Origin of the sequence: Micromonospora sp. NPDC047738, from assembly GCF_040642675.1 — a bacterium.
Taxonomy (GTDB): Bacteria; Actinomycetota; Actinomycetes; order Mycobacteriales; family Micromonosporaceae; genus Micromonospora.
Genome location: NZ_JBEYSO010000021.1, coordinates 1 through 26,998 on the forward strand (window position 1 = coordinate 1; position 26,998 = coordinate 26,998).

23 protein-coding genes are annotated in these 26,998 nt (G+C 73.6%); 18 read left to right on the forward strand and 5 right to left on the reverse strand.

Features of this window, described 5'->3' with window-relative positions; genetic code table 11:
* Window positions 1-3 precede the first annotated feature (3 nt).
* Both ABZ783_RS26530 and ABZ783_RS26535 read left to right on the forward strand, forming a co-directional pair.
* Complete coding sequence (locus ABZ783_RS26530; protein WP_357442776.1) at window positions 4-513, forward strand: adenine phosphoribosyltransferase; 510 nt, start codon at window positions 4-6, stop codon at window positions 511-513.
* Between the two features lie 217 nt (window positions 514-730).
* Window positions 731-3,184: a bifunctional (p)ppGpp synthetase/guanosine-3',5'-bis(diphosphate) 3'-pyrophosphohydrolase gene (locus tag ABZ783_RS26535; RefSeq protein ID WP_357442779.1), complete on the forward strand. Its 2,454-nt coding sequence runs from the start codon at window positions 731-733 to the stop codon at window positions 3,182-3,184.
* Window positions 3,185-3,250: 66 nt separating this feature from the next.
* On the opposite strand, the gene ABZ783_RS26540 is transcribed toward ABZ783_RS26535, so the two are convergent.
* On the reverse strand, window positions 3,251-4,090 hold the full coding sequence (locus ABZ783_RS26540) for a peptidylprolyl isomerase (protein WP_357442571.1): 840 nt from the start codon (window positions 4,088-4,090) through the stop codon (window positions 3,251-3,253).
* Window positions 4,091-4,150: 60 nt separating this feature from the next.
* A complete protein-coding gene (locus tag ABZ783_RS26545; protein WP_357442573.1) occupies window positions 4,151-5,002 on the reverse strand; it encodes a peptidylprolyl isomerase in 852 nt (283 codons plus the stop codon).
* Between the two features lie 261 nt (window positions 5,003-5,263).
* On the opposite strand from ABZ783_RS26545, the gene ABZ783_RS26550 reads away from it, so the two are divergent.
* From ABZ783_RS26550 to ABZ783_RS26560, 3 genes are read left to right on the forward strand one after another with little or no spacing between them, the layout of a single operon-like run.
* Entirely contained in the window at window positions 5,264-5,983 is a 720-nt protein-coding gene (locus ABZ783_RS26550; protein ID WP_357442575.1) for an MBL fold metallo-hydrolase, read from the forward strand.
* A 56-nt stretch (window positions 5,984-6,039) separates the two neighbouring features.
* Window positions 6,040-7,380 (forward strand): histidine--tRNA ligase, encoded by a 1,341-nt coding sequence (hisS, locus tag ABZ783_RS26555; protein WP_357442577.1) that lies wholly within the window; start codon window positions 6,040-6,042, stop codon window positions 7,378-7,380.
* A 51-nt stretch (window positions 7,381-7,431) separates the two neighbouring features.
* Complete coding sequence (locus tag ABZ783_RS26560; RefSeq protein WP_357442579.1) at window positions 7,432-8,367, forward strand: acyl-ACP desaturase; 936 nt, start codon at window positions 7,432-7,434, stop codon at window positions 8,365-8,367.
* A 187-nt stretch (window positions 8,368-8,554) separates the two neighbouring features.
* On the opposite strand, the gene ABZ783_RS26565 is transcribed toward ABZ783_RS26560, so the two are convergent.
* Window positions 8,555-9,064: a PaaI family thioesterase gene (locus ABZ783_RS26565; RefSeq protein WP_357442581.1), complete on the reverse strand. Its 510-nt coding sequence runs from the start codon at window positions 9,062-9,064 to the stop codon at window positions 8,555-8,557.
* Window positions 9,065-9,120: 56 nt separating this feature from the next.
* On the opposite strand from ABZ783_RS26565, the gene ABZ783_RS26570 reads away from it, so the two are divergent.
* A complete protein-coding gene (locus ABZ783_RS26570; RefSeq protein ID WP_357442583.1) occupies window positions 9,121-9,594 on the forward strand; it encodes a helix-turn-helix domain-containing protein in 474 nt (157 codons plus the stop codon).
* Window positions 9,595-9,651: 57 nt separating this feature from the next.
* On the opposite strand, the gene ABZ783_RS26575 is transcribed toward ABZ783_RS26570, so the two are convergent.
* Window positions 9,652-10,479, reverse strand: coding sequence for a GDSL-type esterase/lipase family protein (locus ABZ783_RS26575; RefSeq protein WP_357442585.1), 828 nt, complete (start codon window positions 10,477-10,479; stop codon window positions 9,652-9,654).
* 246 nt (window positions 10,480-10,725) lie between these two features.
* Between ABZ783_RS26575 and ABZ783_RS26580 the strand changes: the two genes are divergently transcribed.
* The 5 genes from ABZ783_RS26580 to ABZ783_RS26600 all read left to right on the forward strand — a co-directional run bounded on the left by ABZ783_RS26580 (window position 10,726) and on the right by ABZ783_RS26600 (window position 16,798).
* Window positions 10,726-11,781, forward strand: coding sequence for a S1 family peptidase (locus tag ABZ783_RS26580; protein WP_357442587.1), 1,056 nt, complete (start codon window positions 10,726-10,728; stop codon window positions 11,779-11,781).
* A gap of 201 nt (window positions 11,782-11,982) precedes the next feature.
* Window positions 11,983-13,788, forward strand: a complete 1,806-nt coding sequence (aspS, locus tag ABZ783_RS26585) for an aspartate--tRNA ligase (protein ID WP_357442589.1) — start codon at window positions 11,983-11,985, stop codon at window positions 13,786-13,788.
* Window positions 13,789-13,886: 98 nt separating this feature from the next.
* Window positions 13,887-14,696, forward strand: a complete 810-nt coding sequence (locus tag ABZ783_RS26590; RefSeq protein WP_357442591.1) for a sugar nucleotide-binding protein — start codon at window positions 13,887-13,889, stop codon at window positions 14,694-14,696.
* Between the two features lie 87 nt (window positions 14,697-14,783).
* Window positions 14,784-15,404, forward strand: a complete 621-nt coding sequence (locus tag ABZ783_RS26595) for a helix-turn-helix domain-containing protein (RefSeq protein ID WP_357442593.1) — start codon at window positions 14,784-14,786, stop codon at window positions 15,402-15,404.
* Window positions 15,401-16,798: an MFS transporter gene (locus ABZ783_RS26600; RefSeq protein WP_357442595.1), complete on the forward strand. Its 1,398-nt coding sequence runs from the start codon at window positions 15,401-15,403 to the stop codon at window positions 16,796-16,798. The genes ABZ783_RS26595 and ABZ783_RS26600 overlap by 4 nt, the downstream gene beginning before the upstream one ends.
* A 232-nt stretch (window positions 16,799-17,030) precedes the next feature.
* Here the strand turns inward: ABZ783_RS26600 and ABZ783_RS26605 are convergent, their stop codons facing one another.
* Entirely contained in the window at window positions 17,031-17,771 is a 741-nt protein-coding gene (locus ABZ783_RS26605; protein ID WP_357442597.1) for a GNAT family N-acetyltransferase, read from the reverse strand.
* A 26-nt stretch (window positions 17,772-17,797) separates the two neighbouring features.
* On the opposite strand from ABZ783_RS26605, the gene ABZ783_RS26610 reads away from it, so the two are divergent.
* The 7 genes from ABZ783_RS26610 (at window position 17,798) to alaS (ending at window position 26,974) form a co-directional block, all read left to right on the forward strand.
* Window positions 17,798-18,364 carry a GNAT family protein gene (locus ABZ783_RS26610; protein ID WP_357442599.1) on the forward strand — a complete coding sequence of 189 codons (567 nt, stop codon included), beginning with the start codon at window positions 17,798-17,800 and terminating at the stop codon, window positions 18,362-18,364.
* Window positions 18,365-18,453: 89 nt separating this feature from the next.
* Entirely contained in the window at window positions 18,454-18,657 is a 204-nt protein-coding gene (locus ABZ783_RS26615; protein WP_357442601.1) for a hypothetical protein, read from the forward strand.
* 75 nt (window positions 18,658-18,732) lie between these two features.
* Window positions 18,733-20,223 carry a replication-associated recombination protein A gene (locus tag ABZ783_RS26620; protein ID WP_357442603.1) on the forward strand — a complete coding sequence of 497 codons (1,491 nt, stop codon included), beginning with the start codon at window positions 18,733-18,735 and terminating at the stop codon, window positions 20,221-20,223.
* 2,507 nt (window positions 20,224-22,730) lie between these two features.
* Window positions 22,731-23,360 (forward strand): hypothetical protein, encoded by a 630-nt coding sequence (locus ABZ783_RS26625; protein WP_357442781.1) that lies wholly within the window; start codon window positions 22,731-22,733, stop codon window positions 23,358-23,360.
* 147 nt (window positions 23,361-23,507) lie between these two features.
* Entirely contained in the window at window positions 23,508-23,969 is a 462-nt protein-coding gene (locus ABZ783_RS26630) for a DUF948 domain-containing protein (protein WP_073835240.1), read from the forward strand.
* Between the two features lie 24 nt (window positions 23,970-23,993).
* Window positions 23,994-24,299, forward strand: coding sequence for a hypothetical protein (locus ABZ783_RS26635; protein ID WP_073835241.1), 306 nt, complete (start codon window positions 23,994-23,996; stop codon window positions 24,297-24,299).
* Window positions 24,296-26,974: an alanine--tRNA ligase gene (gene alaS, locus ABZ783_RS26640; RefSeq protein ID WP_357442605.1), complete on the forward strand. Its 2,679-nt coding sequence runs from the start codon at window positions 24,296-24,298 to the stop codon at window positions 26,972-26,974. The genes ABZ783_RS26635 and alaS overlap by 4 nt, the downstream gene beginning before the upstream one ends.
* The last annotated feature ends 24 nt before the right edge of the window (window positions 26,975-26,998 follow it).

A 26,998-nucleotide genomic window follows, 5' to 3' on the forward strand; every position in this document is an offset into this window, starting at 1 on the left:
CAGCTGGTCGCCAGCCGGGTGCTGGACGTGCCGGACTTCCCCCAGCCCGGGGTCATGTTCAAGGACCTGATGCCGCTGTTCGCCGACGGTGCCGTCTTCCGCGAGGTGATCGACGGGATCATCGCGTACCACGGGCGGGACTCGTTTGACTCCGTGGCCGGCATCGAGGCGCGTGGGTTCGTGCTCGCCGCGGCCATCGCGTACGCGTCCGGGGTGGGCGTGGTGCCGGTGCGCAAGGCCGGCAAGCTGCCCCGCGCGACGCACGCCGCCTCGTACGCGCTGGAGTACGGCGAGGCGACCCTGGAGGTGCACCAGGACGCCTTCACCGCCGGCCACCGGGTCCTGGTGGTGGACGACGTGCTCGCCACCGGCGGGACCGCCGAGGCCACCCTCGACCTGGTCGAGCGGGCCGGCGGCACGGTCGCCGGCTTCACCGTGCTGCTGGAGCTGGGTTTTCTCAAGGGCCGGGAGCGGCTCGCCCCGCGTCCGGTCCATGCCCTGCTGACCGTTTGACCCCCTGGACCGGCCGGGCCACCCCGGCGCGGTCCGTCCGGCGGAGGGGCGGGGGACCCTGCGTACGGGTAGCATTGCCCTTTGCCGACCGGGCGGGGTGGCAGGCCGGCGCGGAACAACGCCGGCCCCCGGGCCGGTTGTACAGGACGTCGGCCGGACGGTCGGCGCATCCCGGCGAGCGGTGAGGAGGCCGGTGTCCCACGATGTCGTCCCTCCGGTGGAGGGCACGGTGCACCCGACAGGCGACGCGGACGGCTCGGTGACCGAGCGGAGCGGCAACCCGCCGGCCCGGGTGACCGGCTCCAGCGGCGGGCCCGACGCCAGGACGGACGGCGGTGCGTCGTCCGGGGCGGTCGTGGTGCCGTTGCGGACCGACGCGGGTGAACCGTCCCCCGGCGGTGGCTTCGCGCTCTCCAACGCCCCGACCGGCCGCCGGGTGCGCGCCCGGCTGGCCCGGTTCAACGCGCCATGGCAGACCTCGCAGGTCAGCGAGGTGCTCGAGCCGCTGATCGCCACGCACCGGGAGAATCACCCGAAGGCCGACGCTCGGCTGCTCCAACGGGCGTTCGACACCGCCGCGCGCTGGCACTCGGGTCAGTACCGCAAGTCCGGCGACCCGTACATCACCCATCCCCTGGCGGTGGCGACCATCCTGGCCAACCTCGGGATGGACACCACCACCCTGGTGGCGGCACTGCTGCACGACACGATCGAGGACACGGAATACACCCTCGACCAGATGCGGGCCGACTTCGGTCCCGAGGTCACCCTGCTGGTCGACGGCGTGACCAAGCTCGACAAGGTCAAGCTCGGCGACGCGGCCAAGGCGGAGACGATCCGCAAGATGGTCGTCGCCATGGCCAAGGACCCCCGGGTCCTGGTGATCAAGCTGGCCGACCGGCTGCACAACATGCGTACCCTCACCTTCCTGCCCCGGCCCAAGCAGGAGCAGAAGGCGAAGGAGACGCTGGAGATCCTGGCCCCCCTGGCGCACCGCCTCGGTATGAACACCATCAAGTGGGAGCTGGAGGACCTCGCCTTCGGCACGCTGTTCCCGAAGCGGTACGAGGAGATCAACCGTCTGATCGGGGAGCACCAGCCGCAGCGGGAGGCGCTGCTGCGCCAGGTGACCCAGAAGGTCGGCACCGACCTGAAGGCCGCCAAGATCAAGGCGGAGGTCACCGGGCGGCCGAAGCACCTCTACTCGATCTACCAGAAGATGATCGTGCGGGGTCGCGACTTCAACGACATCTACGACCTGGTCGGCGTGCGGATCCTGGTCGACACGGTGCGGGACTGCTACGCGGCGCTGGGGGTCATCCACGCCAACTGGCAGCCGGTGCCGGGCCGGTTCAAGGACTACATCGCCATGCCCAAGTTCAACATGTACCAGTCGTTGCACACGACGGTCATCGGGCCCACCGGCAAGCCGGTGGAGATGCAGATCCGCACGTACGCGATGCACCGCACCGCCGAGTTCGGCATCGCCGCGCACTGGAAGTACAAGGAGCACAAGGGCACCCAGATCGTCGGCCCGCCGGCGCACATCGACGAGATGACCTGGCTGCGCCAGCTGCTCGACTGGCAGCGGGAGGCGGCCGACCCGAGCGAGTTCCTCGACGCGCTCCGGTTCGACCTGTCCAGCCAGGAGGTGTACGTCTTCACCCCGAAGGGTGACGTCATCCCGCTGCCGACCGGGTCGACGCCGGTGGACTTCGCGTACGCGGTGCACACCGAGGTCGGGCACAAGTGCATCGGCGCCCGGGTCAACGGCAAGCTGGTGCCGCTGGAGTCGACGCTGTCCAACGGCGACGTGATCGAGATCTTCACCTCGAAGTCCGACACGGCCGGCCCGACCCAGGACTGGCTCGGCTTCGTCAAGAGCCCGCGCGCCCGCACCAAGATCCGCCAGTACTTCAACAAGGAGCGGCGCGAGGAGGCGATCGAGGCCGGCAAGGACTCGATCGTCAAGGCGATGCGCAAGCAGGGCATGCCGTTGCAGCGGATGCTCACCTCCGACAACCTGATGGCGATCGCCCGGGACCTGCACCTGGCCGACGTCGCCTCGCTCTATGCCGCGGTCGGCGACAGCCAGGTTTCCGCCCAGTCGGTGGTGCAGAAGCTGATGGCCACGTACGGCGGCGAGGAGGGCGCGGCCGAGGACATCGCCGAGACGGCGGTCGCCACCCGGCCGCCGCGCAGCCGATCCAGCAGCCACGACCCGGGCGTGGTGGTCCGGGGCGTCAGCGACGTATGGATCAAGCTGGCCCGTTGCTGCACGCCGGTGCCGCCGGACGCCGTGTTCGGCTTCGTCACCCGCTCCGGCGGGGTGAGCGTGCACCGCGACGACTGCGCCAACGCCGAGGACCTCAAGGCCCAGAGCGAGCGGGTGGTCGAGGTGAACTGGAAGCTCACCTCCGCCTCGACGTTCCTGGTCGCCATCCAGGTGGAGGCGCTGGACCGGCACAAGCTGCTTGCCGACGTCACCCGGGTGCTCTCCGACGAGCGGGTCAACATCCTCTCCGCCACCGTCACCACCACCCGGGACCGGGTGGCGGTGAGCCGGTTCAGCTTCGAGATGGCCGACCCGAAGCACCTGGGGCACCTGTTGGCCGCGGTCCGCAAGGTCGACGGGGTCTTCGACGCCTACCGGGTGACGTCGGGGGCCTGAGACACCGACACACGAAAGCGCCCGCCGGCGTCAGCCGGCGGGCGCTTTCGTGTGCGTCGTACGGGGTCAGCCGCCCTGGATGTCGCTCATCGCCAGCTTGTTGATGACGACCTCCTTCTTGGGGTGGCCGCCACCGGCCTGCTGGGCGAAGGCGCCGTCGTCGCCGGCCGCCGCGACCTGCTTGACCACGTCCATGCCGCCGGTGATGGTGCCCAGCACCGTGTAGTTCGGGTCGAGCTGGGAGTCGCCGTAGACGATGAAGAACTGGCTGCCGGTGCTGCCGGGCTGGCCCGAGTTGGCCATCGCGATGACGCCCTCCGGGTACGGCGGCCGCTTGTCGGTGGGCAGGTTCTCCTCGGCCAGGTTGTAGCTCGGGCCGCCGGTGCCGTCGGTCTCCCGCCAGCCGTTGCCGGTCGCGCTCGGATCGCCGCACTGCAGCACCTGGATGCCCTGGGTCACCAGCCGGTGGCACTTGGTGTTGTCGAAGAAGCCCTTGCTGGCCAGGTGGGTGAAGCTGCCGGCGGTGCAGGGCACCTTGCTCCGGTCGATCTTGGCGGTGATCGCACCCTGGTTGGTGTCGATCGTCATCGTCTGGGTGCCCTTGTTGTCCTGCTGGTTCGCGGGCAGCCCGACATCCTTGATCTGCTTGGACCGGGCATCCTTGGGCACCTCGGTGTAGGCGCACTGGGCGTAGCCCTCGGTGTTGGCGGCCGTGTTCTGCTTCTTGTCGCCGCCGAGCGAGGTGGCCAGCCAGACGGTGCCGGCGACCACGAGCACCAGCACGGCCGCGGCGCCGACGATGGCCTGCGTCTGCCGGCGCTTGCGGGCCCTGCCGGCGCGTTCGGCCATCTCCCGCTCGAGTCGGGCCCGCGCCGCCGCGCGCTGCCGCTCCCTCGTGGACGTCACGGTCACTCCTTCGGTGCTCTTCGTGCGGCGCTGCCGCTGCTGTTCGGGTGGGGCGCCGGGTCAGCCGGCGCTGGGGCTCGCCACCGGCGCGGCGTTCGGCTCGCCGACGGCGAGGCTCTGGATCACCACGTCCGTCTTGGGCTTGACCTTGGCCCCACTCCCATTGTCCACGGTCTGCAGGGCACCGATCTTCTCCACCACGTCGAGCCCACCGGTGACCTTGCCGATGACCGGGTAGGCCGGCTTGTCCGGGTTGAAGTCCTTGAAGAAGATCAGGAACTGGCTGCCGTTGGCGCCCGGCGGGCTGGCGATCATGGCGACCGTGCCCTTCGGGTATGCCGGCGGCTCGTTCGGGGCCGGCGAGGCGGACGGGCTCGGCTCCGGGGCGGCCGGGACGTTCTCGTCGTAGAACGAGTACGCCGGGCCGCCGATGCCGGTGCCGCTCGGGTCGCCGCAGCGCAGCGCGCCCTCGGCGGTGATCTCGTGGCACTTGGTGTTGTCGTAGAACGCCTTGCCGGCCAGGAACGAGATGCTCGCCGCCGCGCACGGCGCCGCGGTGAGGTCGAGCTCGGCGGTGATCGGGGCACCCTGGTTGGTGGTGACCGTCATGCTCCGCGTGCCGGCGGTCGGCAGCCCGGTGGTGGCCGGCGTGCCGACGTCCTTCAGGTTGGTGTTGGCACCGGCGTCCTGCGGGGTCCAGACGCAGACGTCCTCGGCGGCCTTCGGCTCCGGCTTCGAGTCGAACGCGCCGAGCGCCCAGGCCGAACCGACCACGATCAGCGCGAGCACGATCGCGGTGCCGACGCCGGCCTGGATCTGCCGGCGGCGCTTCGCGGCGGCGGCCCGCCGGGCGAGCTGCCGGTCGAGCTTGGCCCGCGCCAGTTTGCGCTGCCGGTCCCTGCTGGAAGCCACCCGTGCTCCCCTTCCTCTACCCTGGTCCTCGCCCGCGGGGGCGCCGTCCGGCCGTCCGGCGGAAGGTGCGCCACGCCACACGCCCGCCAGAGTGTACGGGTACCGGCTGGGAAAGTGGTGTACGAGGTCGGGGCAGGGGTCTATCGGACGTTTGTCGGTGGGGCCGGCGGGGTCGGTGGGACGAGTGGGTCGACGGAACCAGGTGGCCGGGGCGACTAGGCTGCTGACGGGGACGACGACTCGAACGGAAGGGGAGCGGACGTGCTCGTGGCCGGCTTTCCCGCGGACGCCTTCGGCACCAACTGCTACGTGGTGGCGACCGCGCCGGGGGAGCAGTGCGTGGTGGTCGACCCCGGCATCGGGGTGCTCGACCGGCTCGACGCCGTGCTCGCCGAGCACCGCCTGCACCCGGCCGCCGTGCTGCTCACCCACGGCCACCTCGACCACACCTTCTCCGTGGCGCCGGTCTGCGGCGCGCGGGGCATCCCCGCCTACGTCCACCCGGACGACCGGGAGTTGCTCGCCGACCCGGCCAAGGCGCTCTCCATGGACCTCACCCAGCTCTTCGGCGGCCGGCTGCCGTACGCCGAGCCGGAGGACGTGGCCGAGCTGACCGACGGCGCCACGCTCAGCCTCGCCGGCCTGGAGATCACCGTCGACCACGCGCCCGGCCATACCGGCGGGTCGGTGCTGTTCCGGCTGCCCGGCGCCGGCTCGCCCTGGGAGGCCGAGCAGATCTGCCTCTCCGGTGACGTGCTCTTCGCCGGCTCGATCGGCCGCACCGACCTGCCGGGCGGCAGCATGCCCCGCATGCTGGCCAGCCTCCGGGAGAAGGTCCTCCCGCTGGCCGACGACACGGTCGTCCTGCCCGGCCACGGCCCCGCGACCACCATCGGCCGCGAGCGCGCGACCAACCCGTACCTCATCGAGGTGGCGGGGACCGGCGGCGCGCGCCCGGCCGCGCCCACCCGCGGCCTGTAGATCCGCCGCGGCCCACGCCCGCACCGCGCCGTCGGCGCGGATTCAAGGAGTACGCCATGAGCAAGCCCACGCCCATCTCCGGCTTCCCGGAGTGGACGCCCGCCCAGCGGATGATCGAGCAGTTCGTCCTCGACCGGATCCGGGCCACCTTCGAGCTGTACGGCTTCGCCCCGCTGGAGACCCGCTCGGTCGAGCCGCTGGACCAGCTCCTGCGCAAGGGGGAGACCTCCAAGGAGGTCTACGTGCTGCGCCGGCTCCAGGCCGACCCGGAGGGGGCGACCGGCGACGACGCGCTCGGCCTGCACTTCGACCTGACCGTGCCGTTCGCCCGCTACGTGCTGGAGAACGCCGGCAAGCTGCAGTTCCCGTTCCGCCGCTACCAGATCCAGAAGGTGTGGCGGGGGGAGCGGCCGCAGGAGGGGCGCTACCGCGAGTTCCTCCAGGCCGACATCGACATCGTCGACCGGGACACCCTGCCGGCCCACTACGAGGCCGAGATGCCGCTGGTGATCGGTGACGCGCTGCGCTCGCTGCCGATCCCGCCGGTGCGGATCCAGGTCAACAACCGCAAGATCTGCGAGGGCTTCTACCGGGGCATCGGGCTGACCGACCCGGAGGCGGCGCTGCGCGCGGTCGACAAGCTCGACAAGATCGGCCCGACCCGGGTGGCCGAGCTGCTGGCGCAGACCGCCGGGGCGAGCGAGGCGCAGGCCAAGGCGTGCCTGGCCCTGGCCGAGATCTCCGCGCCGGACGCCTCCTTCGCCGACGCGGTGCGCGCCCTCGGGGTGAGCGACCCGCTGCTGGACGAGGGCATCGCGGAACTGGTCGCGGTGGTGGAGACCGCCGCCGCGCACTCGCCCGACCTCTGCGTCGCCGACCTGCGCATCGCCCGCGGCCTGGACTACTACACCGGCACGGTCTACGAGACGCAGATGATCGGCTACGAGCGGTTCGGCTCGGTCTGCTCCGGCGGCCGGTACGACAACCTGGCCAGCTCCGGCAATGTCCGCTTCCCGGGGGTGGGCATCTCCATCGGGGTGACCCGGCTGCTCGGCCTGCTCTTCGGCGCCGAGGCGCTGCCGGTCTCCCGCAGCGTGCCGACCTGCGTGCTGGTCGCGGTCACCACCGAGGAGGAGCGGCCAGCGAGCAACCAGGTCGCCGAGGCGCTGCGCTCCCGAGGCGTCCCCACCGAGGTGTCGCCCAGCGCCGCCAAGTTCGGCAAGCAGATCCGGTACGCCGAGCGGCGCGGCATTCCGTACGTCTGGTTCCCCGGCGCCGAGGGCGACGAGGTGAAGGACATTCGCTCGGGCGAGCAGGTGGCCGCGGCGGCGGGCGAGTGGATGCCGCCGCGGGCGGACCTGAAGCCGCTGGTGGGACCCGCCTCGACTGGCGCCTGACGACGTTTGGACCTACGGTGGCGTAAGTTACGCCACCGTAGGGAGAACGTCGTGACCGTGCTCAGCCAGACCGCCCTCCTCCACGAACTCGAACCCGTGGTCGAGAAGAACCTCGACCGCCACCTGTCGCTGGCGAAGGAGTGGTTCCCGCACGAGTACGTGCCGTGGAGCGAGGGGCGTACCTTCGACGGCCCGCTCGGCGGGGAACCGTGGGCGGAGACGGACTCCACGCTGCCTGAGGTGGCGCGGACCGCGCTGATCGTCAACCTGCTCACCGAGGACAACCTGCCCTCCTACCACCACGAGATCGCCACCCTCTTCGGTCGGGACGGGGCGTGGGGCACCTGGGTGCACCGGTGGACCGCCGAGGAGGGGCGGCACGGCACCGCCATCCGGGACTACCTCACCGTGACCCGGGCGGTCGACCCGGTGGCGCTGGAGCGGGCCCGGATGGTGCACATGTCGGCGGGCTACCACAACACGCACGGCGACGAGGTGCTGCACTCGCTGGCGTACGTCTCGTTCCAGGAGTTGGCCACCCGCATCTCGCACCGCAACACCGGTCGGGCCACCGGGGACCCGACCTGCGAGGCGCTGCTGGCCCGGGTGGCGGCCGACGAGAACCTGCACATGGTCTTCTACCGCAACCTGCTCGGGGCGGCCTTCGAGTTGGCGCCGAGCCAGGCCATGCGGGCGGTCGCCGACGTGCTGGCCGACTTCCAGATGCCGGGCGTCGGCATCGAGGGCTTCGCCCGCAAGTCAGTGGCCATCGCCCTGGCCGGCATCTACGACCTGCGCCAGCACCGGGACGAGGTGGTCGTTCCGGTGCTGCGGCAGTGGAACCTCTTCGAGGCGACCGGGCTGGACGCCGACGGCGAGGCCGCCCGCGACCAGATCGCCGCCCACCTCGACACCCTGGAGGTCCAGGCGGCCCGCTTCGAGGAGAAGCGCGCCGCCCGCGCCGCCCGTCTCACCCTCGCCCGCTGACCCCACTCCCGCCCGCTGCCCCTTCCCCGCCCGCCTCGCCTCGCCCTGCCGCACCCGCCTCGCCTCGCCTCGACGAGGGCGCAGTTTCCGGGGAAGAGGGCTCATGCCGAGGGCCATGGCCACCCTTTCCGGGAAAGAGTGGCCATGGCGGCGGGGCGAGGCGGCGCGCATCGGTGTGTCCGCCGGGTCAGGCGGGGGCGTCGAGCGGGAAGAGCAGGCAGGACGACGTGGCGTGGGCGATGAGGCGGTCCTTCGTGTCGGTCAGGCGCGCCTCGGCCAGGGCGGTACGCCGGCCGCGCTGGAGCACGGTGCCCGCGCAGCGCAGCCGGCCGCTGTCGACCGTGACCGGCCGGAGGAACTTCACGTTCAGGTCGAGCGAGGTGTAGCCGACGCCGGCCGGCAGCGTGCTGTGCACGGCGCACCCGGCGGCGGTGTCGAGGAGGGTGGAGATGACTCCACCGTGCACCGTGCCGAGCGGGTTGTAGTGGAACTCCTGCGGCACCAGCTCGACGGTGACCAGGCCCTCGTCCGCCGCCATCCGGGCCATGTCGATCAGGTGCATGATCGGCGGCGCGGCCAGCTCCCCGGCGATCATCGCGCGCAGCAGTTCCAGGCCGCTGCGCCGACCGACGTGCGCAGCTCCGGCCAGCGGGTCGGACCAGGAGAAGGTGCGGCTGCGGTCCTGCGTCTGTGTCATGGACCCAGCCTCGCAGCGCGTTGCTGAGTCTGTCAATCAGACCTAGCCTGGTCGGCATGAGACCCACGGCACTGGACTGGTCGGTGGAGAACTGCACCATCGCCCGCGCGATGGCCATCCTCGGCGAGCGGTGGACGCTGGTCGTGCTCCGCGAGGTCTTCAACGGCGTACGCCGCTTCGACGACATGCGGGTCCGCACCGGCATTCCCCGGCAGGTGCTCACCAACCGGCTCGCCATGCTGGTCGAGCAGGGTGTGCTGCGCCGGGTGCCGTACCGGGAGCCGGGCAGCCGGATGCGGCACGAGTACCGGCTTACCGACAAGGGGCTCGACCTGTGGCCGGTGCTGGTGGCGGTGCTCGGTTGGGGCGACCGCTACCTGGCCGATCCGGACGGTTCGCCGCTGACCGTCACCCACCGGGACTGCGGGGCCGAGGTCCGGGTCGCGCTGCGTTGCGCCGAGGGGCACGAGGTGACCGAACCGCGTGACGTGCTACCCCGCCCCGGGCCGGGGGCGTGCCGCCGGAGTTGAGGCCTGACCCGGCGCGCGGACCACCGGACGGGGCCGCGCGCCGGGCCGGGGGAGGGACTACCAGCCGAAGCCGTTGGCGTACGAGACGCTGGCGAGCACCGCCTGGCCGCTCGTGTTCGGGTGGAAGTAGTCCCAGCCGGAGACCTGGCTCAACACGAACGGGTAGTTGAACACCGCGTTGTCGTCGAAGTCGCAGTTCGCCCCGTACGCGGCGCAGGCCTGGGCGAGCTGGGTGTTGTAGTCGATCACCCGCTGCCGGACCCGGGCCCGCCGGTCCACGTCGGCCTGCGCGGTCGAGGTCGGGTTGGCCAGCATGGACTGGCAGATGCCGAAGGCCGACCAGGCGCTACGGGCGCTGGAGCTGTCCTTGCCGACGTACCAGAGCCGGTGGATGTCCGGGATGCTGAGCACGGCGACCCGGGCGTTCGGCAGGCCGGCCTTGATCCGGGTGAGGGCGCTGTCGATGTTGGCCCGGAAGGTGGCCACCGGAGTCATGGTGGACTCCGAGCTGGTGCAGGCGTCGTTGGCGCCGATGAGCATGGTCACGTACTCGACGCCCTGGCTGACCGCGGTGCCCGCCTGGCCGTCCATGTCGGCGGACTTGGCGCCCGTCTTCGCGTCGTTGTAGTTGCGGCCCTGGATGCCCGGGTTGACCGCGCGGATCCGCAGGTAGTGGCTGTTCACCCCGGTGTCGGTGCCGGTGCTGAACGACCGTGCGGTGCAGTCGACGTACCAGCCGCAGGCGTTGAAGCCACGGGTGATCGAGTCGCCCAGGCTGGCCATCGAGTTGGGCGGTGGGCCGGCGGCGACCGCGGGGGTGGCGGCGAGCAGGACGAGGGCGGTGGCGCTGGCGAGGGTGGCCAGCGCGCGTCGGACGAGGGTCATGGTGGCCTCCGGATCACGGGTGCCGGCGTGCTGCGGTGGCCTGATGGTATAGATGACGCTCTGTGTCCACAATGTTGCGTACTGATTGCTTTTCGGGCGAGGCCAATTCGGGCAAAGTGCCGCCTTGCGCAGGATCTTAAATATGTGAATACTTTGGTCACTCGGCCGGTTCCCCCAGGTCGGCCGGGTTGTCCTCGGGCGCGTCCGTATGACGGCGTCCGTCACCCCCTCCTTGGAGGTTGTTACATGCGACCCACGAGGTCCTCGCTCCTTCGCGCCGCTGCCGTCGCCGTGGCCGGCACCCTGGTCACGGGCTCGCTGCTCGGCGCACCCGCCCAGGCGGCCCCCGCATCGCCCGCGTCCCCCGACGCCGCCGCCACCCTGGCCGAGAAGCTCGGTGACCGCGCCGCCGGCGCGTACGCCGACGGCAGCGGCAAGATGGTCATCGCGGTGACCGACGCCGCGGCCGCGCGCCAGGTCCGCGCCGCCGGCGCCACCCCGAAGCTCGTCACCCGGGGCGCCGACAAGCTCAAGGCCGCCACCGCCGAGCTGGAGCGGTCCGCCAAGATCCCGGGCACCGCCTGGTGGGTCGACCCGGCCACCAACCAGGTCGTGGTCTCGGTGGACAGCACCGTCACCGGCGCGAAGCTGGAGCGGGTCAAGGCCGCCGCCGCGCGCACCGGCGGGACGGTCCGGATCGAGGCCGAGCCCGGCGTGCTGAGCACCCGGATCTCCGGCGGCCAGGCGATCTACGCCGCCGGCGGCGGCCGCTGCTCGCTCGGCTTCAACGTCCGCAGCAGCTCCGGCACCACCTACTTCCTGACCGCCGGCCACTGCACCAACATCGCCTCGACCTGGTACTCGAACTCCGGCCAGACCAGCGTCCTCGGCACCCGCGCGGGCACCAGCTTCCCGGGCAACGACTACGGCATCGTCCGGCACAGCAACTCCGCCAACGCGGCCGGCAACGTCTACCTGTGGAACGGCACCTACCGGGACGTCACCGGCGCCGCCAACGCGTACGTCGGCATGAGCGTGACCCGCTCCGGCAGCACCACCGGCCTGTGGGGCGGCAGCGTCCAGGCGACGAACGCCACGGTCAACTACGCCGAGGGCAGCGTCTCCGGCCTGATCCGCACCAACGTCTGCGCCGAGCCCGGCGACAGCGGCGGCTCGCTGTTCAGCGGCAGCAGCGCCGTCGGCCTCACCTCCGGTGGCAGCGGCAACTGCCGCACCGGCGGCACGACCTACTTCCAGCCGGTCACCGAGCCGATGAGCGTCTACGGCGTCAGCATCATCTGACCCTGACCGACACCGCGCAGAGCGGGTCGCCGGCCTCCGGCGGCCCGCTCTCCGCGTCTGCGGTCGGACGTGCGGGGCCGGGCACCCGCGTCAGGAAGGGCCCTGCCCCGGTCCGCAACCGCGCCCGGTGGCGGTGGGGGCCGGGGCACCCTGACAGAATGCGGGGAGCAGACGTGTACCGCAGATGAGGAGACGCAAGCCGTGATCCGTACCCACAACGCCGGAAGCCTGCGTGCCGCGGACGCCGGCTCGACGGTGACGCTCGCCGGGTGGGTGGCCCGCCGGCGCGACCACGGCGGTGTCATCTTCGTCGACCTGCGCGACGGCTCCGGCGTGGTCCAGGTGGTCTTCCGGGAGGAGGACGCGCACGCGCTGCGCAACGAGTTCTGCGTGAAGGTCACCGGCGAGGTGACCCGCCGCCCCGCGGGCAACGAGAACCCGGACCTGCCCACCGGCGAGGTCGAGGTGACCGCGAGCGAGCTGGAGGTGCTCTCCGAGGCCGCCCCGCTGCCGCTGCCGGTGGACGACCAGATCGAGGCCGGCGACGACATCCGGCTCAAGTACCGCTACCTGGACCTGCGCCGCAGCGGCCCGGCCAAGGCGATGCGGCTGCGCTCGCGGGCCAACCAGCTCGCCCGCACCGTGCTGAACGAGCGGGACTTCCTGGAGATCGAGACCCCCACCCTGACCCGCTCCACCCCCGAGGGCGCCCGCGACTTCCTGGTCCCCGTCCGCCTCCAGCCCGGCAGCTGGTACGCGCTGCCGCAGTCGCCGCAGCTGTTCAAGCAGCTGCTCATGGTCGGCGGGATGGAGCGGTACTACCAGATCGCCCGCTGCTACCGGGACGAGGACTTCCGCGCCGACCGGCAGCCGGAGTTCACCCAGCTCGACATCGAGATGTCCTTCGTCACCGAGGACGACGTCATCGAGCTCGGCGAGGCGATCGTCTCGGCGCTCTGGTCGGACCTGGCCAGCCACGAGATCCCCCGGCCCATCCCCCGGATCACCTGGCACGACGCCATGTCCCGCTACGGCTCGGACAAGCCGGACCTACGCTACGGCGTCGAGCTGACCGAGCTGACCGACTACCTGCGCGGCACCGAGTTCCGGGTGTTCGCCGGCGCCATCGACGCGGGCGGCTACGTCGGCGCGGTGGTGATGCCGGGTGGCGCGGCGCAGAGCCGCAAGGAGCTGGACGGCTGGCAGGACTGGGCCAAGGCGCGCGGCGCCCGCGGCCTCGCGTACGTGGTGCTCGACGCGGAGACCGGCGAGGCGCGCGGCCCGGTGGCCAAGAACCTCTCCGAGGCGCACCTGGCCGGGCTGGCCGACGCGGTCGGCGCCAAGCCCGGCGACGCCGTCTTCTTCGCCGCCAGCACCAACACCCGCGAGGCGCAGGAGCTGCTGGGCGCCGCCCGGATCGAGATCGCCAAGCGGGCCAACCTGATCGACGAGACCGCCTGGGCGTTCTGCTGGGTGGTCGACGCGCCGATGTTCGAGCGCACCGACGAGGGCGGCTGGACGGCCGTGCACCACCCGTTCACCTCGCCGAACGCCGACTGGGTGGACCGGTTCGAGGAGGCCCCCGACCGGGCCCTGGCCTACGCGTACGACATCGTCTGCAACGGCAACGAGATCGGCGGCGGCTCCGTCCGTATCCACCGGGGCGACGTGCAGCAGCGGGTCTTCGACCTGCTCGGCATCACCCCAGAGGAGGCGCAGGACAAGTTCGGCTTCCTGCTGGAGGCGTTCAAGTACGGCCCGCCGCCGCACGGCGGCATCGCCTTCGGTTGGGACCGGATCTGCATGCTGCTGGCCGGCGCCGACTCGATCCGCGAGGTCATCGCCTTCCCGAAGACCCGGGGTGGCTTCGACCCGCTGACCGGCGCACCCACGCCGATCACCGCGCAGCAGCGCGCCGAGGCGGGCGTCGACGCCAAGCCGAAGGCCGCCACCGGTGCGCACGCCGGCACCGCCGGCCCGGTGGCACCGGTCGCCGACCCGACCTGATCCGGTGCTCCTGGCCGTTGATCATGAGGTTGGCGGGGCACCGCTTCGGCATGTCGCCCCGCTAACCTCATGATCGACGAGTCGGAGAGGTGGACGGCGTGACGCTGCTCGTGGTGGGGGCCAGCGGCTTCCTCGGCGCCGAGGTGTGCCGGCAGGCGGTGGCGGCGGGACAGCGGGTGGTCGGCACCTGGCACTCGGCCGCCGTCGCGGTGCCGGGCGTGGCCGCCCGCCGGCTCGACGTCACCGACCGGTCCGCCGTCCGCGCGCTGCTGACCGAGGTACGTCCCGACGCCGTCGTCGCCACCCCCTACCGCTACGACGACTGGACGGTCACCGCCGACGGGGCGGCCCACGTCGCGGCCGCGGCTGCCGAGGTGGGCGCCCGGCTCGTGCACCTGTCCAGCGACGCGCTGCACGGCGGGCGCCCGGCCCCGTACCGGGACGACGACGTGCCCACCCCGGTGAACGCGTACGGGGCCGCGAAGGCGGCCGCGGAGACTGCGGTGCGGGCGCTCGATCCGGGCGCGGTGCTGGTGCGTACCTCACTGATCGTGGGGGAGGGGAGCAAGCAGATCCAGCTCTGCCGGGACGCGCTCGCCGGCCGGGCGGCCCTCTTCACCGACGAGCTCCGCTGCCCGGTGGACGTGGTCGACCTCGCCGCCGCCGTGCTGGAGCTGGTGCCCTCCGGGTACGCCGGCCTGCTCAACGTGGCCGGGCCGGACCCGGTCAGCCGCGCCGAGCTGGGCCTCCTGGTCGCCCGGCACCTCGGCCTCGACCCGGCCGGCCTGAAGACCACGACCAGCGTCGCCACCGGCCGGCAGCACCCCACCGAGGTACGCCTCGACTCCTCCCGCGCCGCCGGCCTGCTCGGTACCCGCCTGCGCGGCGTCACCGAACTCTTCGCCTGACGCCTGTCCCCGGACACCTGCCGGATCATGCACACTTTCTATGCACAACTCTTGTGCATAGAAAGTGTGCACAGATATTGTGCATCCATGGGGAACGACAGGAAGCCGGCACCGCGCGAGGTGCGGCTCGATCACCGGCAGGTACGCGCCCTGGCGCACCCGCTGCGCACCCGACTGCTCGGGGCGCTGCGGGTGAAGGGACCCGCCACCGCCACGCGCCTCGCCGAGTTGCTCGGCACCAACACCGGGGCGACCAGCTACCACCTGCGCCAGCTCGCCGAGGTTGAGCTGGTCGCCGAGGACCCGGATCTCGGCACCGGCCGGCAGCGGTTCTGGCGGGCCGCGCACGACGTCACCAACTGGGAGCCGACCGACTTCGACGACGACCCGGACGCCCGCGCCGCGATCGACTGGATCCAGGGGAACCAGGTGCGGCACTTCGTCGAGCACGCCGAGAAGTGGCTCGCCGTCCAGCACGAGTGGTCCCCGGCCTGGCGGGACGCGTTCGGCATGGGTGACATCTTCATGACCATCCCGTCGACCCGACTTGCGGCGCTGCAGGCCGAGGTGTGGCAGATCCTCGACCGCTACCGCGCGGAGGCCGACCCCACGGAGCCCGGTGCCGAGCAGGTGCAGATCTTCCTCGCCGCGCTGCCGCTGCTGGCGGACCTGCGGCTCGCCGACCCGCCGTCCGAGGAGGAGCGATGAGCACGCTGTCCGTACGCCAGGTCCGGTTCCGCTACCTCACTCTCTACGGGCTGCGCTGGCTGCCCAGCGGCCTGCTGATCCCCGTGATGATCCTGCTGATGCAGGAGCGCGGCCTGTCGCTCGCCCAGATCGGCCTGGCGGCCACCGCGCAGGGCCTGGTCGTCCTCGCGCTGGAGCTGCCCACCGGCGGGTTCGCCGACGCGCTCGGCCGTAAGCCGGTGCTCGTCACCGCCTGGGTGATCAGCCTGATCTCGCTGGCCCTCTTCGCGGTGGCCGACTCGTTCTGGCTCCTCTTCCTGGTCTGCGCGTTGCAGGGCGTCTACCGGGCGCTGGACAGCGGCCCCCTGGAGTCCTGGTACGTCGACGCCGCCCTGGCCGCCGACCCGGACGCCGAGTACGAGCGCGGCCTCGGCCACGCCGGCACCGTCAGCGGCCTGGCCATCGGCGCCGGCGCGCTGCTCAGTGGTGGCCTGATCGCCCTTGGCCCGGTCGGACCGGTCAGCGCGCTGACCCTGCCCGTGCTGGTGGCCCTCGTCCTGCAGGCCGTGTCGCTGGTCGCGCTGCTGGTCCTGCTGGTGGAGACCCGGCCGGCCAAGGGCGCTGCCGCGCTCCGCGCCTCGGTGGTCGAGGCGCCCCGGATGGTCGGGCAGGCGATCGGCCTGCTGCGCCGGTCCCGGGTGCTGCTCGCCCTGGTCGCCGTCGAGCTGTTCTGGAGCTTCGGCATGGTCACCTTCGAGTCGCTGCTGCCGGTCCGCCTCGCCGAGGTGGTCGGGAACGCCGACCGGGCGGCCGTCCTGCTCGGCCCGGCCAGCTCGGCGGCCTGGCTGGCCAACGCGGCCGGCGCCGCGCTCACCCCGTTCCTGCTGCGCCGGCTGGGCGCCGCCCCCGCTGCCGCCCTCATGCGGGTGCTCCAGGGCGCGACCGTGGTCGGGATGGGCCTGCTCGCCGGCCCGGTCGGGGTGCTCGTCGCCTACCTGGCCTGCTACACCGTGCACGGGGCGTCCAACCCGCTGCACATGGGCCTGCTGCACCGCCAGGTCGACGGGCCGTACCGGACCAGCGTCATCTCGCTGAACTCGATGATGGGCCAACCGGGCTTCGCGCTCGGCGCGGTCATCCTGACCGCGCTGGCCGACCGCAGCAGCGTCAGCCTCGCCATGCTGGTCGGCGCGGTGGTGCTGGCGCTGGCCGCCCCGCTCTACCTGCCGGCCTGGCGTGCCAGCCGCTCCGCCCGCACCCTGGCGGAGAAGACCGCCTCTGGCGCGGACGATCCCGCCTCCGGCCCGGGCGATCCCGCCACCGGCCCGGACCTTCCGGGCGCCGGCCCGGTGCCGGCGGCGCCCGTCGGCGGCGCGCCGGTCGCCCCGACGGCTGGCCCGGTCCGGGCGGGCTGACGTGCCCGAGGCCGCCCGGTCGGGACACCGCCAGGTCGCTGACCTGGCGGTGTCCGGCATACCCGACCGCCGCCACCTCGCCGAACTGCCGGCGTCGGGCGGGCCGGGACGCCCGGTCGGCGAGGTGGCGGTGTCGAGTCGGTGGGGATGCCCCCGGGTCGGCAACCTGGCGGTGCCCGGGGGCCGGGACGGCGCGTGGCGGCGCTCGCGCAGGCAGGTCGTGCGGCCGGCCTCAGCCGAGCTGGACGGAGCTTCGGGGCTCGGTGCCGGTGTAGCCGAGGCGACGGTAGAGCCGGATCGCCCCGACGTTGTCCGGGTAGACGCCGAGCGCCACGTGGTCGTACCGGGCGAAGAGGGCGCGGGTCATCCCGGCGGTGAGCGCCGCGCCGAGGCCACGGCCCCGGCGGTCGGGAGCCACGGTCAGCCCGGCCAGGAAACCGATGTCGCCCCGGCTGCGGTCGGCACCGCAGGCCACCAGGCGGTCACCGTCACGGATGCCGTACCAGTCGACGACCCGCGGGTCGCCGGGACGGGTGGTGGTGGTGGGGAAGGACACCTCGATCAGCGCGGCCAGGGCCGGGTGGTCGGCCTCGGTGAGGCGAACGACCCGTTCCTCCTCCGCCTGCCGGGGCGGCGGGGTGGCGGTCCAGAGGAAGTCCCAGTCGTGGAGGCGGGCCACGGACAGCCGGCCGGCCAGCTCCTCCGGTGACGTGCGGGGCAGGTGCAGCCACTGCCCGGCCCGCAGCGTCCCGTCCGCCATCAGGCCGGTGCAGGCGTCCAGCGCCGGACCCAACGCCCCGAGCGCCTCAGCGACCGGGCCCCGGCCCGGCGGCAGCAGCCAGCCCACCGCACCGTCCCGCCGCCAACCGCGCGCCTCATGGTCCCGGCACAGGGCGTGCCGGGCGTACGGGTGGTGACCGGCGGCGGCGAGCAGGGCATCCCGACCCACCAGGACCTGGTCGGCAGTGATCATGCGCCCAGCCTACGAGAGGAGACCTCATGCCCGGCATCCGCTCCGTACACCCGGTACGCCTGCCCGGCCGCCGTTGCCTGCTGCGTGAGTGGGACGACGACGATCTGGTCGCCATGCACGCGCTGTACGGCGACCCGCGGGTCGTCGAGCGGGTGCTGGACGAGTCGCCGCCGTCGGTGGCCGAGATCCGGGCAGCCATGCCGGCGTGGCGCCGGGCCGCGCAGGATTCGCCGCGCCTGTCGTACCGGCTGGCCGCCGCCTCGGGCGACCGGCTGGTCGGTCTCGGCACCCTCACCGTCACCAGCCCCGAGCACCGGCGCGGGGAGATCGGATACGTGATCCACCCGGATCACTGGGGCCGGGGCCTCGGCACCGAGGTCGCCGGCCTGCTGCTGCGCCTCGCGTTCGAGCAGGTGGGCCTGCACCGGGTGGAGGCCACCACCCGTCCGGACCACGCCGCCTCCTGGCGGGTGCTGGAGAAGGTCGGGATGCGGCAGGAGGGGATCAGTCGCGACCACTTCTTCGTCCGGGGCGCCTGGTGGGACTCCGTGCGCTACGCCGTCCTCGCCACCGACCCGTGGTCGGCCGGCTGAACGGAGCCCCGTCCAGGGTGGAGATTGGCGAACCGACCGATCGGGTACATCGTCACCGACCTACTGGGACCCCCACCGGAGGAACGACCATGCTCGCCATAATCGCGGCCATCGTGTTCGGCTTCGCGTTGCTGCTCGACTTCCTGAACACCAACCTCGGCGCGCCCGACCTGTTCAACGCGCAGACCCTCAGCCTGATCGGCTTCCTGCTGCTCTCCCTCTACCTGGCCGGGGTGGGCTCCGGCGCGCGCGGCGGCCGTTGGTACCGGGGCCGGCGCCCGGGTCGCGGCTGACCGGAACCGATCAACCCGGGCCGGGCCAGCGGCGCGATTCCAGCGTCGTCGGGCCGGCCCGGTACTGTTCTCGTGATGGAGTCCGACGCCCTCTTCACCCTCGGCGAACCCGCCGGAGCGCCCAGCGCCCCCGCGGGCTCCGGCGGCATCGACGGGTTCATCACCGTCGGGGCGGACTCCCCCCTGCCCGTTCGGATGCGGCCGGCCAGCATCGACGAGCTCGTCGGGCAGGACCACCTGCTCGCCCCGGGCGCGCCGCTGCGCCAGTTGGTCGAGGGCGCGGCGCCGATGTCGGTGATCCTCTGGGGGCCGCCCGGTAGCGGCAAGACCACGATCGCCCATCTGGTGGCCCGGGCCACCGACCGGCGCTTCGTCGCCATGTCCGCGCTGACGGCCGGCGTGAAGGACGTCCGCGCGGTGATCGAGGCCGCCCGCCGGCAGCGCCGCTCCGGCGGGCCGCAGACGGTGCTCTTCATCGACGAGGTGCACCGGTTCAGCAAGACCCAGCAGGACTCGCTGCTCGCCGCGGTGGAGGACCGGACGGTCACCCTGCTCGCGGCGACCACGGAGAACCCGTACTTCTCGGTCATCTCACCGCTGCTGTCCCGCTGCGTCCTGCTGACCCTGCAGCCGTTGGACGACGACGCCGTGCGTGGCCTGCTGCGCCGCGCGGTCGCCGACGAGCGCGGCCTGGCCGGCGCGCTCACCCTGGAGACCGAGGCCGAGGACCATCTGGTCCGCCTCGCCGGCGGCGACGTACGCAAGGCGCTCACCGCGCTGGAGGCGGCGGCCGCCACCGCCACCGCGCTCGGCGCCGGGCGGATCGACCTGGCCACCGCCGAGCAGGCCGTCGACGTCGCCGCCGTCCGGTACGACCGCGACGGCGACGCCCACTACGACGTGACCAGCGCGTTCATCAAGAGCATGCGCGGCTCGGACGTGGACGCGGCGCTGCACTGGCTGGCCCGGATGCTGGTGGCCGGCGAGGACGCCCGGTTCATCGCCCGGCGGATGGTCATCTTCGCCAGCGAGGACGTCGGCATGGCCGACCCCACGGCGCTGACCGTCGCCACCGCCGCGGCGCACGCCGTTGAGTACGTCGGGCTGCCCGAGGCGCAGCTCAACCTGGCTCAGGCGGTGATCCATCTGGCCACCGCACCGAAGTCCAACTCGGCCACCACGGCGATCGGCGCGGCCATCGCCGACGTCCGCGCCGGCCGTGGTGGACCGGTGCCCCGCGGGCTGCGCGACGCCCACTACTCCGGTGCCCGGGGGCTCGGGCACGGCGCCGGCTACCGCTATCCGCACGACGACCACCGCGGGGTGGTCACCCAGCAGTACGCTCCGGACGATCTCGTCGGGACCGACTACTACCGGCCCAGCGGGCACGGTGCGGAGCGCGCGGTGGCCGGTCGGCTGCCGCTGCTCCGCCGGATCGTCCGCGGGCTGCCGGCGCCGGCGGCGCGGGTGGAGGCCGCCGTCAACGGTGGTCGCCCGCCCGGCGCCGAGCAGGTCAACGTGGCGAATGAGGGCGGCAGTGACGCCGTCGGAGAGGGTCAGCAGTGATGGCGCGTGGTCCGGAGCGGCCGGAGGACGGCCCCGACGAGCGGCGCGACCCTCGTGCCAAGGGCCGCCGGTGGGGGCGCGGCAAGGCCGACGCCGAGCCGGACGCGGCGACCGCTGGCGAGGAGTTCGGCTGGATCGACGACCTGCGTACGGCGAAGCAGCAGCGGGCCGACCTCGGCCCGGACGGGGACGATCCCGGTGCCCGCCCCGGCGCGGCGCCGCCCCCGCGCGGCGGGATGCCGCCAGCGGCCACCGGCCCCCGGCCCGGCGGGCCGTCGCCCGAGCCGACCCACGGTCCCCGTCCCGGTGCGGTGCCGCCGCCCGGCGCCGGCCGGCCCGGGCCCGACGGCCCGCCCGCCCGGCATGGCGCGGCCGGCGCCGGACCCGCCACGCCCCCGGTCCGCCCCGGCGGCCCCGCCGCCGGACGCCGCCCCGTCGAGGGCCCCTGGCCCGGCGCGCCGGAGCCCACCCGGCACCCGGCCGAGCCGTCCCGGCCGCCGCGCCGTGGCGGGGACGAGCCGACCGGCCAGCAGGGACCGGTGCCCCCGGCGCCTGGCCGGATGAGCGGCCCGCCCGGCCAGCGCACGGCGCCGGCGGGCGGGTCCGTCCCGAACCGGGCCGGCCAGGGACCCGGCCCGGATCGGACCCCTGCCGCCCCGCCCCCGGGTCCCGGCTGGCAGCCCCCGGCAGCGGAGGGGGCACGGGCCACCGTCCCACCCACGCCGCGTGGCCGGCACGGGTCCGACGGGTCCGGCGGACCGAGTGCCCCGTCCCCCGGCCGGGCGGGTGGCGTTGATCCGGCGGTCCGACCGGTGTCCGGCGGGGGCCGTCGCGCCCTGCCCGAGGGCGCCGAGCCCGACGCCGGGCGGCCCGGTGTGGGCTCGGCCCGTGCCACGGCTGCCCCCGGTGCCGGCCGCCCCGCCGTCGACCCGGTGACCGGCGCTCCGCTGCCGGGCGCCCCCGAGCCGCGGCGCCGCCGGGGCCCGGCGGCGCTCGACCCGACCGCCGGCACGTCGCGGGTGGACGCCCCCACCGAGCCGGGTGACGGGCGGGCTGGCGGCCGGCGCCGCGCCGAACCGGACCAGCCGGTGGTGGTACCGCGCAGCGGGAACGCCCCGCCGGTACCGAACGTCCCGTCCGACGTGCCCCCCGCCGGGCGGCGGCCGGAGGACCCGAGCGCCCCGACCGGTCGCCGCGCCGCGCCCGACGACGGAGCGATGCCGGCCGGTCGCCGCGCCGCGCCCGAGAGCGCCGTCCCGTCGGCGGGTCGCCGCGCCGCGTCCGATGACGCAGCCATGCCGGCCGGACGGCGGGCCGCGCCCGACGATGCCGTGACCTCGACCGGTCGCCGCGCGGCTGCCGTGGATCCGTCGACGCCGACCGCGCGCCGCGCTGCTCCCGGGGACGCGGGGTCGGCCGCCGGCCGCCGGGCGGCTCCCTTTGACGAGGGGGTGCCGCCGTCGGGGCATCGGGCCGTGCCGGACGACGAGCCGACCTCGACCGGTCGCCGGGCCGCTCCCGAGACGCCGGGCGGACGCCGGTCCGCCGTGGACGGACCGCGGACGGGTCCACGCCGTGCGGCCCGGGAGGACACCGACGAACCGCGGCCGCAGCGTCCCGACCGATCCGCCGACTGGCTCCGGCAGGCTGGCCGCGGCCAGCACAGCGACGCCGCCATGCCGGCGGCGGGCCGACCCGCTGCCCCGATGGGCGAGCCGACGGCGGGCCGGGGGATCACCTCCGCCGGCCCCGACCGTGCTGCGACCGGACGGGCCGGCGCGGCTGCCGTGCCTCCGGTCAAGCCGGACCGGTCCGGGGCCGCCCGGGGATCCGCGCGTCCCGCCGCGCCGGCCGGCCGACCCGCCGGCCCGGACGCCGGCCGCACCCCGGACCCCGACCGCACCGGCGGCCTGCCGACCAACGATCCCGGTCGGACCGGCGGTTTTCCCGTCGCCGGTGACCCGGCGCGGACCGGTGGGATTCCCTCGGGTGGCGATCCGGAGCGGCGGCCCGGCCCGGTATCTACCCAGGCCGGGCGGCCCGGAGCAGGGCCGGCCGCCGGTGATGCCCGGACCGCCGGCCCGGCCCGGGGCGCGGCCCGACCGGGGCCGGACGGTCCCGTCCCGCCGCGTACGCCCGGCGATGACGGGCGCGCGCCGCAGCCGGGCGGCGAGCCCGGTCCGCGTACCGGCCCGGCCGGCGGTCCGGCGGTGGCCCGGGCAGCCGCGTCCGTGGCCCGGCCCGCCGACCCGGACGGGGGCCCGGCCGGGCGGGCGACCCCGCCCTCGGCCGAGCCGCACCGGCCCGGTCCGGCCGTGCCCCCGCCGGGGCGGACCGGCGAGCCGGCGGTGGCCCGGGCGGCCGCGGTCGTACCGACGCAGGAGCCCGCGCGACCGGGACCGGGAGACGGGGCTGGACCGGCGCTGCGGCGAGGCGAGGCGGAGCCGGTCGAGGCGGCCACCGCCGCCGGTGGCCTGCGCGGCGCCCGCTCCGAACTGCGCCGGCAGATGCGCGAACGGCGGCGCCTGCGGTTGGGCATCCTCGTCCTGGTCAGCCTGGTGCTGCTCGGTGCGGTCCCGCTCTACTTCGGGGTGCGCACGCTCAGTCACGACCCGGTCTTCGACACCCTTGACGGGCTGGACGTGCCCTCGTGGGCGGCGGTGAAGACCGTCGACAACGTCAGCGGCAGCCGTTGGTGCCTGCAGGACTGCCGGCTGCGGGAACGGACCATCGAGTCGCAGCAGGGGCCGAAGGAGACCGCGCAGGCGTACGAGCAGGCCCTCGCCAAGGACGGCTGGCAGCGCTGGAAGGTCGCCCGTTGCCCGGAGCAGATCCCGGACCAGCCGGCCAAGGGCAGCTACACCTGCTGGCGCCGGGACGAGCTCACCCTCGACCTCTGGGTACGCGAGCCGGCCTGTGTGCCGCCGCCGGTGGACGGGGCGCCCGCGCCGTCTCCGGCCCCCTCGCCCGCAGCGCAGACGTGCACCGGGTCGTTGGTGTCGGTGAAGGTCCGCAACGCGATCGACGACGAGCGGACCGGGCCGCAGCCGAGCACTGATCCGTCACTCACCGGTGAGGATCCCTTCCCGACGCTCACCGACGATCCACTCGGCGAGTTGACACCCTCACCGTCGTGAGCACCTCTCCATCACGGACGGTAGGGTCTGGGGCTGGCGGGTCCGGCGGTGCGGTCGGTCATGACGGGCCGGGCCGAGGCGGAGTGGACAGGACGGTCGCGCGTCTCGGGGCGTCGGGCCCCGGGACCCTGGTCGAGGAGGACAGGCGTGGAACCTATGGAGGTCGCGGCGCTGGTCGCGGCAATCGCATTCGCGATGCTCGTGTTGATCCTGACGCTGCCCATCCTGCGGCTGCGGCACACCGTGGACGCCGCCACCCGGATGATCAACGACCTCAACGACCGTTCCGCACCGCTGCTCGGTGACGTCAACACCACGGTGAAGAACGTCAACACCGCCCTCGAGCAGGTGCAGACCTCCCTCGACGGGGTCAACCTCCAGCTCGCCAAGGTGGACACCATGACCAGCCACGCGCAGAACGTCACCGCCAACGTGGCGAACCTCGCCGCCGTGGTCTCCGCCGCCGCCGCGAACCCGCTGGTCAAGGTGGCCGCCTTCGGCTACGGCGTGCGCCGGGCCGCGGCCGCCCGCCGGCACGCGGAGAACGAGCGGGAGGCCCGGGACATCATCAAGCAGCGGCGCCGCGCTGAGAAGCGCGCCAACCGGTGACCCGGCGAGCGGGAGGGCTGTGACATGAAGCGGTTGTTCTGGCTCGGCATCGGGCTGGCCGTGGGGGTGCTGGTGGTCCGCAAGGCGACCCGCACCGCGCAGGCGTACACGCCGGCCGGCATCGCCAGCGGCCTGTCCGAATCCGCCGGCAGCCTCGTCGAGTCGGTCCGCGGCTTCGTCGAGGACGTCCGGATCGGGATGGCCGAGCGCGAGCAGGAGATCCACGAGGCCTTCGCCCGCGGCGAGGTGTACGACGACCAGTTCGCCGAGTTGCGGGAGGACCCGCGGATCGGCGACCGAGAGATTTTCCCGGAGGAGCACCAGCGATGAAGACGGCGGAGATCAAGCGGCGGTACCTCGCCCACTTCGAGGCGAACGGCCATGCCGTGGTGCCGTCCGCTCCGCTGCCCGCCATCAGCGACCCGAACCTGCTGTTCGTCAACGCCGGCATGGTGCAGTTCGTCCCCTACTTCCTGGGCCAGCAGACCCCGCCGTACTCCCGCGCGGTCAGCGTCCAGAAGTGCATCCGTACGCCGGACATCGACGAGGTCGGCAAGACCAGCCGGCACGGCACGTTCTTCCAGATGAACGGCAACTTCTCGTTCGGTGACTACTTCAAGGAGGGGGCGATCCCGTTCGCCTGGGACCTGGCCACCAAGCCGGTCGACCAGGGCGGCTTCGGGCTCGACCCCGAGCGGATCTGGGCCACGGTCTACCTGGACGACGACGAGGCGTACGAGATCTGGCGGCGGACCGGCGTGCCGGTCGAGCGGATCGTGCGGCGCGGCAAGGCGGACAACTTCTGGTCGATGGGCATCCCCGGCCCGTGCGGCCCCTGCTCGGAGCTCTACTACGACCGGGGCCCCGCCTACGGGCGGGAGGGCGGCCCGGAGGTCGACGAGGACCGCTACCTGGAGTTCTGGAACCTCGTCTTCATGCAGTTCGAGCGGGGTCCCGGCGTCGGCAAGGAGGACTTCCCGATCCTGGGCGACCTGCCGGCGAAGAACATCGACACCGGCATGGGCCTGGAGCGGATGTCGTCCATTCTCCAGGGCGTGGACAACCTCTACGAGATCGACGAGGTCAAGCCGATCCTGGACAAGGCCGCCGAGCTGACCGGCAAGCGGTACGGCGCCCGCTCCGGCCACGCGGCCAGCGAGTCGCACCCGGACGACGTCCGGCTGCGGGTGATCGCCGACCACGTGCGCACCGCGCTGATGCTGATCGGCGACGGGGTGACCCCGTCCAACGAGGGGCGCGGCTACGTGCTGCGGCGGATCATGCGCCGCGCCATCCGCGCCGTCCGCCTCCTCGGCTACCAGGACCAGGCGCTGCCGGAGCTGCTGCCGGTGGCCCGGGACTGCATGGCCCCGTCGTACCCGGAGCTGACCGCGGAGTTCGGCCGGATCTCCCAGTACGCGTACGCGGAGGAGGACGCCTTCCTCGCCACGCTGCGCGCCGGCACCACGATCCTGGACACCGCGATCGCGGACACCAAGTCCGCCGGGCAGACCTCGATCTCCGGTGACAAGGCGTTCCAGCTGCACGACACGTACGGCTTCCCGATCGACCTGACCCTGGAGATCGCGGCCGAGCAGGGCCTGCAGGTCGACGCGGACGGCTTCCGCCGGCTGATGGCCGACCAGCGCAACCGGGCCAAGGCGGACGCGCAGGCGCGAAAGACCGGCCACACCGACGTGTCGGCGTACCGGTCGGTGCTCGACGGTGGTGGCCCGGTGGAGTTCACCGGCTACACCGAGCTGAACCGGGAGTCCCGGGTACGAGCCGTGCTCGCCGGCGGTGCCGAGGTGGCGGCGGCGGTCGAGGGGGACACCGTCGAGCTGGTGCTCGACACCACCCCGTTCTACGCCGAGGGCGGCGGCCAGCAGCCCGACCAGGGTCTCATCACGGTCGGCGGCGGCCAGCTCGAGGTCTTCGACGTGCAGCAGCCGGTGCCGGGGTTGATCGTGCACCGGGCCAAGGTGGTCCGCGGCGAGGTGCGCGCCGGGGAGACCGGGTACGCCGAGATCGACGTGTCCCGCCGGCGGGCGATCTCCCGCTCGCACACGGCCACCCACCTGGTGCACCAGACCATGCGTAACTTCCTCGGCGAGTCGGCCACCCAGGCGGGTTCGCTGAACGCGCCGGGCCGGCTGCGGTTCGACTTCAACACCCCGACCGGGGTGGCGCCGAGCGTGCTGCACGACGTCGAGCAGCAGGTCAACGAGGTGCTCCTGGCCGACCTGGAGGTGCACGCCTTCATCACCACCCAGGAGGAGGCGCGCCGGATCGGCGCGATGGCGCTGTTCGGCGAGAAGTACGGCGAGCGGGTCCGGGTCGTCGAGGTGGGCGACTACGCCCGGGAACTGTGCGGCGGCACCCACGTGGCCCGCTCGGCCCAGCTCGGCCTGGTCAAGATCCTCTCCGAGGCGTCGGTCGGTTCCGGTGTGCGCCGGATCGAGGCCCTGGTGGGCATGGACGCGTTCGGCTTCCTGGCTCGCGAGCACCTGCTGGTCTCCCGGCTGGCCGAGCTGTTCCGGGTCCCGGGCGACCAGGTCGCCGACCGGGTGGAACAGACCGTCACGCAGCTCCGCGACGCGGAGAAGGAGCTGGAGAAGCTCCGCGCCCAGCTGGTGCTGGGCGGGGCGGCGGCACTGGCCGCACAGGCCCGGGACGTGCGGGGCGTCGCGTACGTCGGGACCGAGGCGCCCGAGGGCGCGGCGGCCAACGACGTGCGGACCCTGGCCCAGGAGGTCCGGGGCCGGATCGACCCGGCCCGGCCGGCGGTGGTCGCCGTGGCCGCCCGGGCGAACGGCAAGGCGTCCCTGGTGGTGGCAGTCAACCAGGCCGCCCGGGCTCGGGGCCTGAGCGCGAAGGACCTGGTGAAGGCGGCCTTCTCCGGTCGGGGCGGCGGCAGCGACGAGCTGGCCCAGGGCGGTGGCCTGCCCGCCGCGGAGGCGCCGAACCTGCTCCAGACGGTGGAGAAGGCGATCGCCGAGGCGTGATGGTCGCATCGATCGAGGTCAGGG